This window comes from Archangium violaceum (genome assembly GCF_016887565.1).
GTDB lineage: Bacteria > Myxococcota > Myxococcia > Myxococcales > Myxococcaceae > Archangium > Archangium violaceum_B.
This window is the reverse complement of the sequence record NZ_CP069396.1, coordinates 4387464-4402152: the sequence shown is the minus strand read 5'-3', so window position 1 is coordinate 4402152 and position 14689 is coordinate 4387464. Positions and strand designations below refer to the sequence as shown.

Genomic DNA, 14689 nt, shown 5'->3' with positions numbered 1-14689 from the left:
AGAACGGATGGGTGTCTCGAAAGGTCTGTCTGGACATTCTTCCGGATTTACAAGTTTACCCAGGATGGGTCCGTGCTACGCCGTGGGACGGGAGTGTCGGAACGTCTCGCGGCCCAGAGCCGGATTGGTATCTTGCGCGCCCATGAATCTGCGAATCGTGCTCGGCCTCGTGCTGATGCTGGCGTCGCCAGCATGGAGCCAGCCGTCGGCCTCCACTGCGTCGGACTTCGAGGGCCGCATGGAGGCCGCGGCGCGTGCCTATGAGGACCTCGACTATGAGCGCGCGCTCGGTGTGCTCGAAAGCGCCAGCATCCTCGCGCGCGACGATGGAGAGCGGGCCCGGGTGGCCATCTACCGGGGCCTCGTGCTTGGAGACCTGAGGCGGCGCCAGGAGTCCCTGGCCGCCTTCCGCGCTGGCCTTACGCTGCGGCCCGATGCGAGCCTCCCGGTGAAGGTATCCCCCAAGGTGGCGCGTGACTTCGAGAACGTGCGCCGTGAAGTCCAGCGCGAGCTGGCACGTAAACCGCGCCCACCGTCGGACGCGCCGCGCGCGGTGCCGGACGCGAAGCTCGCGCAGACGCCAGCTCCCGCGCTCGTCCCATCCACCGGGGCGGAAGCGGAGGTGCGCACCTCGCGCTCCACGCCGGTGCTCCCACTGGCGCTGCTGGGGGCGGGCGCGGTGCTCGGCGGCGTGGGCGGCTACTTCGGCCTGAAATCACGCGGCAACGTGAGCGACGCGCGCGAGGCCGCTTTCTACAGCGACCGGCAGGCGCACCTGGACAGCGCGCGAGGGCAGGCGCTCGCGGCCAATGTCCTCCTGGGCGCGGCTGTCACCGCCGCCGCGGGGGCGGCCATCACCTGGTTCCTCGCGGACAGGACGCCGTCGCCACAGGCGGAGGTGTCGCCATGAAGCGCGTCGTGGCCGTGGGACTCGGGTTGCTCTGCATCACCTGCACCGTGCCGGACATCGACGAGCTCGAGGCCGAGCGCCCGAGCGGCTGCGATGCGGACCACCCCTGCCAGGTCCGCGTGCGGCTGTCCTACGACGGCTTCCGTCCGGGCTGCGTCACGCTGCGGCTCGCGGACGCGGAGGCGTCCTCGAAGACGCTGGAGCTCCCGGTGGAGCCTCCAGTGTTGGAGGGGAAGGGCACCCGCGAGGTGGGCTTCATCCGCAGGGTCGATTGGAGCCACACCGTGGTGGTGACGGCCTTCGCACGCGAGAGCTCGTGCGCCGGACCGGAGGTGGCCACCGCGACGGCACGGGTGGAAGTTCCCGACAAGGGGACCGCGGACGTCTCCCTGGGCCTGAGCGCGCGCGACGAGGATGGGGACGGCTACGTGAGCGCCGCCTCCAGGGGCACGGACTGCGACGACCGCTCCGCCTCCATCGCACCCGGCCTGGAGGAGCGCTGCGACTTCCTCGACAACGACTGCGACACCCGCGTGGACCCGGAGCCCGTCTGCGTGGGCGTCGAGTGGAGGACGACACCGCCCATCAGCGGAGTGGTCTTCCGGGACGTGGCCCCTCACGCGCGCGGCCGGGCCTGGTTCGTGAGCGATAGCAATGGTGTGCTCGCCTACGCCAGCCGCGAGGCCGACGGTGGCTTCGACGTGCGGCAGTTCACCGACTGCGAGGGGGCGTGGTCCACCGCCTGGGCGCGGCCGAACGACGGGCGCGTCTTCATGGGCTCCTCGCTGGGTCGGCTCGCCACGCGAACGACCACCGTCGGGCAGCCCTGCACGCTGACGTCCTTCGACGGGGGCGGCGCGGCCATCCAGGACATCGTGGGGTTCGAGGGAGACGGGGGCACGACGCTCTACGCGGTGAGCAGGTCCGGGGACATCCTCCGGTGGGACTACCCGGCGGACCCGGTGCGTGTGGCGCACGTGGACGCGGACCTGCGCTCCATCCATGGGCTCGACCCGCGGACGCTCATCGCCGTGGGGACGGCCGAGGGCACGGTGCCGGTCGCCTACCACGCCAACCCGGATGGTGGCACGTGGCTGAGGGAGCCGCTGCCGCCGTCCGCCGAGGGGCAGTACGCCCTCCAGTCCGTGCACGTGGTGAGCCCGGGCCTCGCCTATGCCTCGGGAGACCAGGGGCTGCTGCTGGAACGCGAGGCGGGCACGTGGACCACGAAGCCCCAGTACCCCATCTACGTGGACGGCGGCGTCTCCCCGGACATCCTCGACGTAGTGTCCTTCGGGAGGAACTCCGTCATCGGACTCCTGAACACGGATGACATCGTCCGCTTCGACGGGAGGCAGTGGGTGGACTTCCGCTTCGGCACGCAGGGCTTCACGAGCCTCGAGGCGCTGTCATCGGACGAGCTCTGGAGCGTGGCCGAGGACGGCACCGGCTTCTACTGGGGGCCGTAGCATGCCCTGGCCTGGGGCCACCAGGCGGCGAGTACACCGCCGTGCCCTGGAGTCTTCCCCGTTCGCTTGGGTAGCTTGGGGGCCGCTCCGCACGAATGCGGGCCTCCAACAAGCAGGTCGACTCCATGGAATTCAGACAACTCGGCGCTTCGGGCTTCAAGGTTCCCGTCCTCTGTCTCGGCACGGGGACGTTCGGAGGCAGCAACGAGTTCTTCAAGGGCTTTGGCAGCAGCGACGCGAAGGAGGCCACCCGGCTCGTCGACATCTCACTCGACTCCGGGCTGAACATGTTCGACTCGGCCGACGTGTACTCGGGCGGAATGGCCGAGGAGATCCTCGGCCACGCCATCAAGGGCCGCCGTGAGCGGGTGATCATCTCCACCAAGGCCACCCTCCGCGCGGGCTCCGGACCCAACGACGCGGGCTCGTCGCGCTACCACCTGATCCGCGCGGTCGAGGGGAGCCTGCGCCGCCTGGGCACCGACTACATCGACCTCTTCCAGCTCCACGGCTTCGACCCCATCACCCCCGTCGAGGAGACACTCAACACGCTCGATGACCTCGTGCGCGCCGGGAAGATCCGCTACATCGGCTGCTCGAACTTCCCGGGCTGGCACCTCATGAAGTCGCTGGCCGTGTCGGAGCGCTACAACCTCGCGCGCTACGTGGCCCACCAGGCGTACTACTCGCTCGTCGGGCGCGACTACGAGTGGGAGCTGATGCCTCTGGGGCTCGACCAGAAGGTCAGCGCGGTCGCCTGGAGCCCGCTGGGTTGGGGCCGGTTGACGGGCAGGATCCGCCGCGGCCAGCCCCTGCCCGAGGGCACCCGGCTCCAGAACTCCCAGACGGCCGCGGGCGGCCCCCAGATCCCCGAGGAGTACCTCTACCGGGTCGTGGATGCGCTCGACGAGGTGGCGGCGGAGACCGGCAAGACGGTGCCGCAGGTGGCCATCAACTGGCTGCTGCAGCGGCCGACGGTCGCCAACGTCATCATCGGCGCACGCACCGAGGAGCAACTGCGCCAGAACCTGGGCGCGATCGGCTGGAACCTCACCCCGAAGCAGGTGGCGAAGCTCGACGCGGCGAGCACCACGCCCCCCGCCTACCCCTACTGGCACCATCAGCGGTTCGGCGAGAACAATACCTTCCTGAAGTCTTGATACCCGAGAGGGAATGGAACAGGGAGGACAGGATGCGTGCGATCAGGCTGAGGAAACCCGGCGGGCTCGAGCGGCTGGAGCTCGGGACGGCGGAGATACCGCCAGTTGGCCAAGGTGAGATCAGGGTGCGGCTGCACGCCAGCTCACTCAACTACCACGACTACTTCGTCGTGACTGGCAGGGGCCCGACGCCCGATGGCCGCATTCCGATGTCAGACGGTGCCGGCGAGGTGGTCGAGGTGGGAGAGGGGGTCACCGGGTTCGCGCCCGGTGACCGCGTCGTCAGCACCTTCTTCCCGCGCTGGCTGGGCGGTGAGCCGACGCTCGAAAGTCTGTCCTCGGTGCCTGGCGACGCGGACGACGGCTATGCGCGCGAGGAGGTGGTGGCGCCCGCGACCGCCTTCACCCGCGCGCCAGCCGGATACAGCCACGCCGAGGCCGCGACGCTCACCTGCGCCGCGCTCACCGCCTGGCGCGCACTGTTCGTGGAAGCAACGCTCATGCCCGGTGAGACAGTGCTCGTCCAAGGCACGGGCGGCGTGTCGATCTTCGCGCTGCAGTTCGCCAAGGCCGCTGGCGCGCGCGTCATCGCCACCTCGTCCTCCGACGAGAAGCTCGAGAGACTGACCGCACTGGGTGCGGACCATGTCATCAACTACAAACGAGACGAAGCCTGGGGTGCCACCGCGAAGCGGCTGACCGGCGGGCGCGGAGTCGACCATGTCGTCGAGATTGGCGGCGCCGGTACGCTCACGCAGTCGATCGCGGCCTGCCGCCTGCGGGGCCACATCGGGCTCATCGGCGTGTTGGCGGGCTTTGCCGGCGAGGTGCCGACGGCCGCCATCATGTCGGGCAACGTGCGGATCAGCGGACTGACCGTTGGCTCGCGCGAGCATCAGCTCGCGATGATCCGCGCCATCGAGGCGAACGGCATCAAGCCGGTGATCGACTCGAGCTTCCCGCTCGAAGGCATCGCCGACGCCTTCCGCCGTCAGGAGTCGGGTCGCCACTTCGGCAAGATCTGCCTCGAGTGGTGAACGGAACCCTTGGCGCTCAGTGGAGCCGTAACCGAGCCCCCTCCCCTCTCCCTCTGGGAGAGGGACGGGGTGAGGGTCTCTAGAACCTGCGCAGCGAGGACCACGGGAACGGCTGCCAGAACGGCGTGGCCACCGTGTCGGCCTCCAGGGAGAACCAGGGACCTTTCTGGCCCGGCGAGAGGACATGGAAATCCTGCGCCGGAATGAACCCCTGGCCGAGCAACGCCACCCGCTCACCCGCGGCATTGCGCGCCACATCCAGCACCAGCACGGCGTGCCCCGGGCTGCCACCCAGCACGAAGAAGTCCCCCGGCCGCACGTCCTCGCGCCCGGGCCGCTGCTTCTCGGTGGCCAGGGACAACGTGCCCGCGTAGGTGAAGACCAGGTCCAGGTACGCGCGGAACGAGGCGCGCGAGCCATCCACCGCCCCACTCTTCACCCACGTCACCTTGGAGCCTGACACGCGGGTGCGCTCTCCGGCCGAGTAACGAGGCCAGGCCGCCAGGTGCCCGCTGGTGAATCGATAGGCGATACGCTCCTTCTGTCCGCGCGACCACTGCCACTCGGCATGGAGGCGGATGATGGAGTCCGCGCATTGCTGGAGGTTGGCCGAGCCCACGTCCAGCTCGGCCACCGCGGCGACGAAGGCATCATCCCCCGCGCGAAGCTCCTGCCCCCGGAAGTCCCGCACCGGAGTCCCCTCCGGACGCAACGGCAGGCCGCGCAGCCACGCCCCGAAGGAGCCCTCCTCGACCGCCACCCTCGAGTAGCCGGACGGAGGAGGAATCGCCTCGCCGAGCGAGCGGATGGGGCGCTCCGCGGAGAGCCACGGATAGCGGGCCCGCTCCTCCTTCGAGGGAACACGGGGCTCGGATGAAGCCGCCCACGCGACTCCCGGGAGCAACAGGAGAGCAGCGAGCAACACGACCGCCAGCGGCACCTTCCTCATGAGATGGCTCACTTCCAGGCGTCGAGCCACGAGCGCAGCCGCGCGTCGGGCTGAGCCTCGCCGCGAACGCCCGGCTCCACCTCGAGCTCTAATGTGTGGAAACCCCGCGAGCGGATGCCCTCGAGCAGCGCGGCGCGCTTCTCCGCGTCCGGTGCGAACAGGATGCACCCATCCCCGCCTCCGGCGCCGGACTGCTTGCCCACGCACCCGTACGCCGAGGCCATGCCCAGCACCCGGCGCATCGGCTCTGTCTCCAGCGGGCCCAGTTCCTGGAGGAGCGCGTGCTGCTCGCGCACGGCCTCGGAGAAGGCGCGGAAGTCCCCGCCCCCGAGCCCCACTTCGATCTCATGCCCCAGCGCGTCCGAGCGCTCCACGAAGGCCCGGCGCCCCGCCTCGCCCATCTTCGCCTCCACCTGGGAGATGAGCACCCGCGTCGAGGCGCTCTCCCCGGTGAAGGCATACCCCAGGCTCAGCCTGGGAGTCGGCAGCCGCCACACGTCCACCTGCGGGGCCGAGTCCAGCGCCGCGCGGTAGCCACCGGCGCTCGACGCCTCGATGAGGCCGGACACCTCGTAGCGCCGGTAGCGCGCCACGCCGCCCGCGTAGCTCGCGGCCACGTCACCGCCACTGCCCTTCCCGCCCTGAGCCGCCGCGTGGGAGACGAGCGCCACCTTCAGCGCGTCGAACTTCTCCTCCAGCACGAAGCGCACCGCGTCCGCCGCCAGCACCGTGGCGCACGCGCTGCCGCCCATGCCCAGCTTCTTCCCATTGGGCCCCACCGCGGATGGGGACACCGCCAGGTCGAAGCCCACGGACTCGCGCCCGTACAGCCGCAGCGCCTCGTCCAGCGTGCGCGCCACGAAGGAGAAACCCGGGGGTACCTCGCGCTCCCACTTCACGCCCCGAGGCGTCGTCCGCCCCGACAACGTCCCCTCCTCGACGCACACGTGCACCTGGCTGTCCGAGCGCCGACGCACCAGCGCCGACGTCCGCGGACCCACCGCCGCCACGCGCGACACGCCGCCCCACAGCACGGCGTACTCGCCGGACACGAACAGCTTCCCCGGGGCCGAGAGCGCGCGCTCCATCAGAAGAGGTGCTCCGTCTGCAGCTTCGCGTCACCGCCCGGCACGCACCGCACCACCTCGATGGCTCCGCACGCCCTGGCCACCGCCTCCGCCGCCACCTCGTTGGCCGCGTCCGTCAGGATGCAGGGGTTCGGCCCCGCGTCCAGCGTGAACCACACCGGCACGCCCTTCTTGCGCTGCTCGCGCAGCGAGTGGATGAGTTCCAGCGTCTTCGGCAGCAGGTAGCAGAGCGGCGGATCCGCCGCGAGCGACGTGGCATGCATCCGCCACGCGTTGCGCTCGCACAGCTCGCCCAGCGCCTGCAGGTCCTTCCGGGCGATGAGCTCGCGAGCACGCACCACCTCGGCCTCGGCGTCCTTCACCCACGCCGAGTAGTACGGGCTGGTCTCCACCGCGTTCTTCATGCCGTCGCGCGACTTCACTTCCTTCTCGTCGCGGTTGACGATGGCCACCACCATGCGCAGCTCCGGCCAGTGCTTCTCGTCGAAGCGCTGCACCGCGTAGCTGTCCGTGCCGTCCGGGCGCTCGCCGCGCATCCACTCGCAGAAGCCGCCCTGCACGCTGCGGCACGCCGAGCCACTGCCCAGCCGGGACAGGATGCTGGCCGCCCTGGGGTCCGCCGGAAGCCCCGCCGCCGCGCGCGCCGCCACCGCCAGCGCCGCGAAGCCCGCCGCGCTGCTCGCCAGGCCCGCCGCCGCTGGGAAGTCCCCGCGCGACACCATCCTCGCCGGGCCCAGCTTCGCGTCCTTCGCCTCGGCCCGCACCGCGTCCAGCACGCGCAACACGCGGTCGCGCTCGCTGCCCTTGGCCACGTAGCCGTTGAGCTCCACCTCGTCGGCCGAGCCCACCCCGAAGGCCACCGTCGTCCGCACCGACAGCGGCGACAGCGTCATCGACAGGCTCGACTGGTGGGGGAGGATGAGCGCGTCATCCCGCTTCCCCCAGTACTTCACCAGCGCGAGGTTCGGGTGCGCCAGCGCGGTGGACTTCATGCCGCCCCCCTCGCGCCCTCGGCGCGCGGACCCGCCAGCTGGCTGTCGAAGCACCGGATGCCCTGCCGCGTGAGCTCGTGCACCACCGGCTCCGTGTCGTTGAACAGGCCGATGACGGCACCGCCATCGCCCCCGGCTCCCGTCAGCTTGGCGCCCAGCGCGCCCATGTTGCGCAGCCGGTGCACCATGTCGTCCAGCCCCGGCGAGGACAGGCCCAGCGCCGCGAGCAGGCCGTGGTTGACGTTCATCACGTCCCCCAGCGCCTCCAGATCGCCCTCCTCCACCGCCTCGGCGCCCTCGGAGGCCAGCAGGCCGATCTCCCGGAAGATGCGCTGGTAGCGCTCGGACCAGCGCTTCTGGCGCTCGCGCAGCGCGCCCACCGTCTGCTTCGTCGGGCTGCGCGCGCCCGCCATCACCACCACCAGCTTCAGCGGCCGGGGGCTCTCCACCACCTTCGCCCGGCCCTGCTCCGCGCCCGGCTTGCGGCGGTAGAGGATGAGCTGCTCCATGGCGCTCGTCGTGTGGTCCACCCCCGACGGCGTGCCGTGGAACTCCTGCTCCATCTCCCAGGCCACGGCCGCCACCTCGGACGCCGTCGTCTTGCGCCCCGCGGCCTGCAGCAGCACCCGCGTGCACGCCACCGACAGCGCTCCCGAGCTGCCCAGCCCCATGGACAGCGGCAGATCCGTCTCGAACGACACCTTCACCCCGGGCTCACCGCACGCCGCCGTCGCCCGCGCGAAGGCCGCCTTCAGCACCTTGCGCTGCTCCGGCATCAGCGCGTCGGGGATCACCAGCTGGCACTTGTTCGAGGGCTCGCCGCGAGCCGTCACACCGCGCGACAGCGGACCCGCCAGCGCCGGGTAGCCGTACACCACGCTGTGCTCACCCAGAAGGATGACCTTGCCCGCGCCGAAGCCCACCAGAGTGTCGTTCGTATCCATGATGTCCTGTCATGGGCTGGCGGGAGGGAGACCCTCACCCCAGCCCTCTCCCAGAGGGAGAGGGGGCCTACACGGGTTCGAACACCCGGACATGCCCCTCCCTCACCCTGGCCCTCTCCTGCTCGGAGAGGGAGTGGTTCAGCCCTCGGTGCCCGTGGCGGCGCGGAAATCCTCTTCCGACAGCGCGGCGATGATCTCCCGCGCCTTCTCCACCTTCACGTGGCCCGCCGTCACCAGCAGGTCCGCGATCTTCTCCACCCAGTCACCCCGCGCGCCCGCCGTCACCGCCACGCACCGCGCGTGCAGCGCCATGTGGCCCTTCTGGATGCCGATGGAGCCCAGCGCGCGCACCGCCGCGAAGTTCTGCGCCAGCCCCACCGCCGCGAACACCATGGACATCTCACGCGCCGACTCCACGCGCAGCAGCTTCATGGCCACCTGCACGCCCGGGTGCACCTTGATGGGGCCACCCACCGTGCCCAGCGACATGGGCAGCTCGATGCGGCCCACCAGGTGCCCGTCATCCACGTGCCACGTCGACAGCGGCCGGTACTGCCCGTCCCGGGCGGCGAAGGCATGCGCGCCCGCCTCGATGGCGCGCCAGTCCTGACCCGTGGCGATGGCCACCGAGTCGATGCCGTTCATGACGCCCTTGTTGTGCGTGGCCGCCCGGTACGGGTCGGCCAGGGCGAAGCGGCTCGCCTGGTAGATGCCCTCGGCGATGAGGTGGCCCGGCATGTCGAAGTCCGCCAGCGCCTCCACCGGAATGCGGCACGTGGCACGCGCCAGCCGCCGGTCGGCCAGGTTGGAGAGGATGCGCAGGAACACCTTGCCGCCCGTGAGCTGCTCGATGAGCGGCGCCACGCCCTCGGCCATGGTGTTGATGAGGTTGGCCCCCATCGCCTCCTGCGTGTCGATGATCAGGTGGACGACGAGCAGCGGCTCGCCGCGCGGGCCCTCGGGGGCCGGCAGCACGCGCACCTCGATGTCCTTGCAACCACCGCCGCGCTTCACCATCGACGGGTGGAAGCTGTTGGCCAGCGCCAGCAGGGCCTCCTTCGCCGCGAGGATCTTCTTCGTGGCCTCGGTGGGGTCCCCATACCGGGTGAGCTGCACCTGGCCGATCATGATGGGGTCATCCGCCTCGGCGCTGAAGCCGCCCGACTCGCGGACGATCTTCGAGGCGAAGGACACCGCGGCCACCACGGACGGCTCCTCCACCGCCATGGGGACCAGGTAGTCACGGCCGTTGACCTGCATGTTCAGTCCCAGCCCGAGCGGCAGGGAGAACGTGCCCACGGCGTTCTCGATCATCTGGTTGGCCAGGCCGGGCTGCAGCGCGCTGATGCCCTGGAGCTGGGCCAGGTCCATCTCGTCCAGCTGCAACATCTCGGCGAGCTTCTCGTGCCGAGCGACCATCGACAGCTTGTGGAAACCAGACAACCGGGACGTCAACGTTTCGGACATTATCCTCTCCACCGCGGTGGGAGCCTCCAGCCGCGGGAATAATCCCTACAGTGCCGCGAGCCAATCCTTCAACTGGCCCATGATGACCCGGGGTTTCTGACGCAGTTCACCGCAGCTCCTGCTGCCGGTGAGCACGAGCGCCTGACGCAGACCGGAGAGGATGACGGCGAGCGCCTGCTCGGCCCCTTCCAGTCCGCCTTCCTGCTGGGCCCGGAAGAGCGGCAGCGCCGTGCCCGCCAGGTCCGCGCCCAGGGCGATCACCTTCGCCGCGTCCAGTCCCGTGCGCAGTCCACCCGAGGCCACCAGCCGGACGTCCGGGCCCACGGCCCGCCGCACGGAGGCGATGGCCGCCGCGGTGGGGATGCCCCAGCTGGAGAACTCGGCGCCCACCTGGGCCTGCACGCCCGAGGCGCGCAGCTGCTCCACCCGCACCCACGAGGTGCCGCCCAGCCCCGACACGTCCAGGTTGCGCACGCCCAGCTCCACCAGCCGGCGCGCCACCTCGGGGCCAATGCCGCACCCCGTCTCCTTGACCAGCAGGCGCGAGCCGAAGGCACGCACCAGCCCCTCCACCACCTTGTAGCCACCGCGGAAGTCGCGATCGCCCTCGGGCTGGGTGAGCTCCTGGCCCGCGTTGAGGTGCAGCGCGATGCCGTCCGCGCCGATGTCCTCCACCAACCGCCTCACGCCGTCCACGCCCATGCCCACCGCCTGGTACAGGCCGATGTTGCCCAGCAGCGGCACCGTGGGCGCCACCTGGCGCACCTGGAAGGTCTCCGTGAGCTGCGGGTTCTCCGCCATGGCCCGCTGACTGCCCACGCCAAAGGCCAGCCCGTGGCGCTCGGCCAGCGTCGCCAGGTCCCGGTTCACCACCCCGGCCCGCTCGGTGCCTCCCGTCATGCCGGTGATGAGCAGCGGGTAGCGCAGCCGCTTGCCGAGGAACTCCGTGGTGAGGTCCACCTCGTCCACGGCCATCTCCGGCATCGCGCAGTGCACCAGCCGCACGTCCTCCAGCAACGTGCTGTTCCCTTGCGGCTCGACATCCCCAGTGGCGCATAGATCCAGGTGGGCATCCTTGCGCTTCGCCGTCGCCTCCTCACCCCTGAGTCCCGCCTGACCTTTGGATGGCATGTGTTCTAAAAAATTCCAATGATGTCGAGAGTGTCCGTTATCCGTGGTTCCCTAGCAAGTGGCCCAGGCAGGCGCAAGCCACGCCTGTTCAACGGCTCATACGGGGAGTCCGGGTGAACAAGGAGGAGACCGGACGGGGGTCCCCTGGCGTTTGACGCGCCCCGTCGCCTGCTTACGTTTTCCTGAGACCCCGAGAGAGGGAAGGGAAAGGCAAGGACACGTCATGAGTGCTGGCGGGATGTATGGATCGTCGACGACCCGGGAGAGTCCGGGTCCGCGCGGGAGCGGCTGGGGCCACCGGCTGAGCAACGCGCTGAAGACGACGGTGCTGCTGGCCGGGCTCACCGCGCTCCTGCTGTTGGTGGGCGAGCGCCTGGGCGGCCCGCGAGGGCTCGTCGTCGCGGGCTTCTTCGTCATCGTGATGAACTTCGCCTCGTACTGGTTCAGCGACCGGATCGCCCTGGCCATGCACGGGGCCCAGCCGCTGGAGTACGCCGAGGCGCCGTGGCTGCACCAGATGGTGGAGCGGCTGGCGGCGCGCGCGGGCATGCCCAAGCCGAAGCTGTACCTGCTGCCCACCCGGACGCCCAACGCGTTCGCCACGGGCCGCAACCCGGAGCACGCCGCGGTGGCGGTGACGGCCGGCATCATGGACATCCTGGATCAGCGGGAGCTGGAGGGGGTGCTGGCGCACGAGCTGGGACACGTGAAGAACCGCGACACGCTCATCGGCACGGTGGCGGCCACGCTGGCGGGCGTCATCAGCTACGCGGCGCAGATGCTCTTCTGGTTCGGCGGTTCCATGCTCAGCCGCGATGACGACGAGGACGGGCTCGGCCACACGCTCGGCAACCTGGGCGTGCTGCTGGTGGCGCCCATCGCCGCCACGCTGCTACAGCTCGCGGTGAGCCGCTCGCGCGAGTACGGCGCGGATGCCACGGGCGCCCAGCTGTGTGGAGACCCGAATGCCCTGGCGGACGCGCTGCTGAAGCTGGAGCGGGGCGCGGAGCTGATGCCCTATGACCGGGCGCCGGCCACCTCGCACCTCTTCATCGTCAACCCGCTGTCCGGCGGGGCGATCATGCGCCTGTTCTCCACGCACCCGCCCATCCCGGAGCGAGTGCGCCGCCTGCGCGAGATGGGGGCCCGCTCGGGCTCCCGCGCCTGGCGTAGCGCCTGGGCGTAGGGCTCCGGGCCGATAGGAGCCCCGCCCCCAGCGGGTGGGGCTCCTACACCGCGGCCTTGGCCTCGGCCGCCGGCAGTACGGGGGCCACGTCGTCGAGCTTGTCGAAGTGCTCGAAGGGGTTCTCCAACATCTCGCGCAGCGTGGTGGCCAGGATGCCGGCGTGGAAGCCGTCGATGAAGCGGTGATCGAACGAGGCGTTCACGTTCATGATCTTCCCCGGCACCACCTTGCCGTTCTCCACCACCGCGGCGTCCTTGATGGCGCCCGGGGCGATGAAGATGGGCACACGCGTGTAGGGCACCAGCGGCACGTACGCCGTGTCCAGCCCCAGCGAGCCCACGTTGGTGATGATGGCCGAGCCGAACGCGTCCCGGGGCATGCCCGCCCAGGTCATGTCCAGGTTCAGCGTGTACATGAGGAAGGAGATCAACCAGGTGAAGAAGTTGAGGAACATGTAGGGGAGCTTCTGGATGGTCCCCTTGCTCTTCTCCAGCGCCTCGTCCCTGCGCTGACGGACCTTCTGAACGGCCGCCTCGAGCTCGGCGGAGATCTCCCGGAGGGTCTTCTGCTCGGCGTCGTCGATCTTCGCCGAGGTCAGGTCCACCTTGCCGCCATCGGTCTGCACGACCAGGGTGGAGACGGTGACGCGCTTGCGCAGGTAGATCTTGTTGAAGCGCAGGATGGCGTTGGCGTCCGGGCAGCGGCGCAGGGCCTCGGCCATGGCCTTGGCCAGCAGGTGCGTGACGGTGAGGCGGATGCCCGTCTTCTGACGGAAGGCCTCGATGTAGGCCAGGGCCTTGTCCATCCGAAGCGTCATCGTCCCGTACACGGTCGGGTCATACGCGGTCTTCCAGCTTCCGATGGCGAGCTTGCGGAAGCTGGAGACGTTCTCCTTGGGAATGAGCTCCAGGTGAGCCATGACGCGGGGGTTCCTCCAGACGGTACGAACGAGCCGTCCACCATTACGTGTTTCCCGGGTCCGGAGAAAGCCCCCCTGCCCTGCTCACCGACACCCGGGCCCTCCGAGCATCCTGGCATCCAGACCCTTACGTTGAGAGGTGAACCACGTCTCCCAAATGGGGGGAAGGGACGGGGAAGGGCTCGGTCCAAGGGCTGGAGAGCGGGCAACGAGACCTATTGACGTCCTGTCCCCTGACGTTAGGCTGCGCCGCTTTTTGCATCATCCCTGGAGGTCACCCTCGTGCTGGTAGCACTCCTCATCGTCGTCTCGCTGGGCTTCCTCGCGGCGCTCGGCTACATCTTCTTCGGCCCGAAGCAGGCCGCCGCGCTCCCCACGTCCCACGGGCGGGCCGAGCTGGATGCCGACACCAAGGCCCGTACGTCCCGCCTGGAGTCCGAGCTGGACCGCAAGCGCAAGGAGCTGGATGAGCAGCGCACCCAGCTCCAGGAGGTGAAGGAGCAGCTCAAGCAGGCCAAGCGGAAGATCTACGAGCAGAAGGAGTCGGAGAAGGGCGAGAAGGACCTGACCAAGGCGCGCGCCGAGGTGGAGCGCAACGCCTCCACGCAGCTCGAGGTGGTCCGGGGAGAGCTGGCCCAAGCCGAGGCGGAGATCGCCCGGCTGAAGTCGGAGATGGAGATGGGCCGGGGAGGCCGCCGCGCCGCCGCTCCCGCCCCCGCGCCGGTGGCCGCCGTGACGGCCACGCCGGCCGCGCAGCAGCAGCTGTCGGCCCCGACGAGTGAGCTGGTGGTGACCGCGACCACGACGGTGGCGCCCGCCGCCACGGTGGCCCCGGCCGAGCCCGCGGCCGAGAAGGGCGCGCGGCGCTACCGTGAACTGAACGACGCCGACCGCGAGAAGATGGAGCGGCTGGAGGCGACGGCGAACAAGGAGCGGAGCCGTGCGGCGGACCTGGAGCGCGAGCTCAAGCGCGTGAGGGGCCGGGCCGACTCGCAGCAGCGAATCTTCTCCGCCAGCAAGAGCGAGCTGGAGCTGGTGAAGGACAAGTACAAGGCGCTGGAGAAGCGACTGAACCGGACGCTGCTGGAGAGGGATCTGCTGCGCCGGGCGATCAAGGATCTGGAGAAGAAGACGGGCATGCTGGCCGAGCGCACGGAGCTGACGCCGGACGAGATGGCGGCGAGCGATCGGAAGGTGGAGGAGGCCGCGCAGGCGCGAGCCGCGGCCGAGACCGCGCAGCAGCAGGCCGTGGCCACGGCGTCCGAGCAGAGCGGGGCCGCTGGCAGCGAGCAGCCCGCGGCGGGCGAGAACCCGGAAGAGAAGCCCACGGCCCCCACCGCGTAACACAATCCCCCTCCCCCCTCCCCCATCCCCCATCCCCTCCCTCTCCCTCCGGGAGAGGGTCGGGGTGAGGGTATCTGGGGCCTCGGGTTCCAA

The 14689-nt window shown here is 70.2% G+C and carries 13 protein-coding genes; 6 read left to right on the top strand and 7 right to left on the bottom strand.

Annotated features, from left to right (window positions below; all coding sequences use genetic code 11):
- Positions 1 to 142 precede the first annotated feature (142 nt).
- The 4 genes from JRI60_RS18210 (at position 143) to JRI60_RS18195 (ending at position 4576) form a co-directional block, all read left to right on the top strand.
- Complete coding sequence (locus JRI60_RS18210; protein WP_204227128.1) at positions 143 to 910, top strand: hypothetical protein; 768 nt, start codon at positions 143 to 145, stop codon at positions 908 to 910.
- On the top strand, positions 907 to 2379 hold the full coding sequence (locus JRI60_RS18205; RefSeq protein WP_204227127.1) for a putative metal-binding motif-containing protein: 1473 nt from the start codon (positions 907 to 909) through the stop codon (positions 2377 to 2379). The genes JRI60_RS18210 and JRI60_RS18205 overlap by 4 nt, the downstream gene beginning before the upstream one ends.
- 125 nt (positions 2380 to 2504) lie before the next feature.
- On the top strand, positions 2505 to 3539 hold the full coding sequence (locus JRI60_RS18200) for an aldo/keto reductase (protein WP_204227126.1): 1035 nt from the start codon (positions 2505 to 2507) through the stop codon (positions 3537 to 3539).
- Positions 3540 to 3571: 32 nt separating this feature from the next.
- The gene (locus JRI60_RS18195) at positions 3572 to 4576 is read left to right on the top strand and encodes a zinc-dependent alcohol dehydrogenase family protein (protein ID WP_204227125.1); all 1005 of its coding nucleotides are present in this window, start codon (positions 3572 to 3574) and stop codon (positions 4574 to 4576) included.
- Between the two features lie 79 nt (positions 4577 to 4655).
- On the opposite strand, the gene JRI60_RS18190 is transcribed toward JRI60_RS18195, so the two are convergent.
- From JRI60_RS18190 to fni, 6 genes are all read right to left on the bottom strand, one after another.
- Complete coding sequence (locus tag JRI60_RS18190) at positions 4656 to 5525, bottom strand: DUF4846 domain-containing protein (protein ID WP_204227124.1); 870 nt, start codon at positions 5523 to 5525, stop codon at positions 4656 to 4658.
- An 8-nt stretch (positions 5526 to 5533) separates the two neighbouring features.
- The gene (locus JRI60_RS18185) at positions 5534 to 6613 is read right to left on the bottom strand and encodes a mevalonate kinase family protein (protein ID WP_204227123.1); all 1080 of its coding nucleotides are present in this window, start codon (positions 6611 to 6613) and stop codon (positions 5534 to 5536) included.
- On the bottom strand, positions 6613 to 7605 hold the full coding sequence (gene mvaD / locus JRI60_RS18180) for a diphosphomevalonate decarboxylase (RefSeq protein WP_204227122.1): 993 nt from the start codon (positions 7603 to 7605) through the stop codon (positions 6613 to 6615). Before mvaD ends, JRI60_RS18185 begins: the two co-directional genes overlap by 1 nt.
- Positions 7602 to 8549: a mevalonate kinase gene (gene mvk / locus JRI60_RS18175; protein WP_204227121.1), complete on the bottom strand. Its 948-nt coding sequence runs from the start codon at positions 8547 to 8549 to the stop codon at positions 7602 to 7604. The genes mvaD and mvk overlap by 4 nt, the downstream gene beginning before the upstream one ends.
- Before the next feature lie 138 nt (positions 8550 to 8687).
- The gene (locus JRI60_RS18170; protein WP_204227120.1) at positions 8688 to 10016 is read right to left on the bottom strand and encodes a hydroxymethylglutaryl-CoA reductase, degradative; all 1329 of its coding nucleotides are present in this window, start codon (positions 10014 to 10016) and stop codon (positions 8688 to 8690) included.
- A 45-nt stretch (positions 10017 to 10061) separates the two neighbouring features.
- Positions 10062 to 11147, bottom strand: coding sequence for a type 2 isopentenyl-diphosphate Delta-isomerase (gene fni / locus JRI60_RS18165; RefSeq protein WP_204227119.1), 1086 nt, complete (start codon positions 11145 to 11147; stop codon positions 10062 to 10064).
- Between the two features lie 238 nt (positions 11148 to 11385).
- On the opposite strand from fni, the gene JRI60_RS18160 reads away from it, so the two are divergent.
- Complete coding sequence (locus JRI60_RS18160; protein ID WP_239470595.1) at positions 11386 to 12333, top strand: zinc metalloprotease HtpX; 948 nt, start codon at positions 11386 to 11388, stop codon at positions 12331 to 12333.
- Positions 12334 to 12376: 43 nt separating this feature from the next.
- Here the strand turns inward: JRI60_RS18160 and JRI60_RS18155 are convergent, their stop codons facing one another.
- On the bottom strand, positions 12377 to 13252 hold the full coding sequence (locus tag JRI60_RS18155) for a 2-oxo acid dehydrogenase subunit E2 (protein ID WP_204227118.1): 876 nt from the start codon (positions 13250 to 13252) through the stop codon (positions 12377 to 12379).
- Between the two features lie 282 nt (positions 13253 to 13534).
- Here JRI60_RS18155 and JRI60_RS18150 point away from each other — a divergent pair, with 282 nt between their 5' ends.
- Positions 13535 to 14596 (top strand): cell envelope biogenesis protein TolA, encoded by a 1062-nt coding sequence (locus JRI60_RS18150; protein ID WP_204227117.1) that lies wholly within the window; start codon positions 13535 to 13537, stop codon positions 14594 to 14596.
- The last annotated feature ends 93 nt before the right edge of the window (positions 14597 to 14689 follow it).

Bases quoted from the DNA above. Each gene is read 5' to 3' on its own strand.
- JRI60_RS18210 (WP_204227128.1), top strand. From the start codon at position 143: ATGAATCTGCGAATCGTGCTCGGCCTCGTGCTGATGCTGGCGTCGCCA.
- JRI60_RS18205 (WP_204227127.1), top strand. From the start codon at position 907: ATGAAGCGCGTCGTGGCCGTGGGACTCGGGTTGCTCTGCATCACCTGC.
- JRI60_RS18200 (WP_204227126.1), top strand. From the start codon at position 2,505: ATGGAATTCAGACAACTCGGCGCTTCGGGCTTCAAGGTTCCCGTCCTC.
- JRI60_RS18195 (WP_204227125.1), top strand. From the start codon at position 3,572: ATGCGTGCGATCAGGCTGAGGAAACCCGGCGGGCTCGAGCGGCTGGAG.
- JRI60_RS18190 (WP_204227124.1), bottom strand. From the start codon at position 5,525: ATGAGGAAGGTGCCGCTGGCGGTCGTGTTGCTCGCTGCTCTCCTGTTG.
- JRI60_RS18185 (WP_204227123.1), bottom strand. From the start codon at position 6,613: ATGGAGCGCGCGCTCTCGGCCCCGGGGAAGCTGTTCGTGTCCGGCGAG.
- mvaD (WP_204227122.1), bottom strand. From the start codon at position 7,605: ATGAAGTCCACCGCGCTGGCGCACCCGAACCTCGCGCTGGTGAAGTAC.
- mvk (WP_204227121.1), bottom strand. From the start codon at position 8,549: ATGGATACGAACGACACTCTGGTGGGCTTCGGCGCGGGCAAGGTCATC.
- JRI60_RS18170 (WP_204227120.1), bottom strand. From the start codon at position 10,016: ATGTCCGAAACGTTGACGTCCCGGTTGTCTGGTTTCCACAAGCTGTCG.
- fni (WP_204227119.1), bottom strand. From the start codon at position 11,147: ATGCCATCCAAAGGTCAGGCGGGACTCAGGGGTGAGGAGGCGACGGCG.
- JRI60_RS18160 (WP_239470595.1), top strand. From the start codon at position 11,386: ATGTATGGATCGTCGACGACCCGGGAGAGTCCGGGTCCGCGCGGGAGC.
- JRI60_RS18155 (WP_204227118.1), bottom strand. From the start codon at position 13,252: ATGGCTCACCTGGAGCTCATTCCCAAGGAGAACGTCTCCAGCTTCCGC.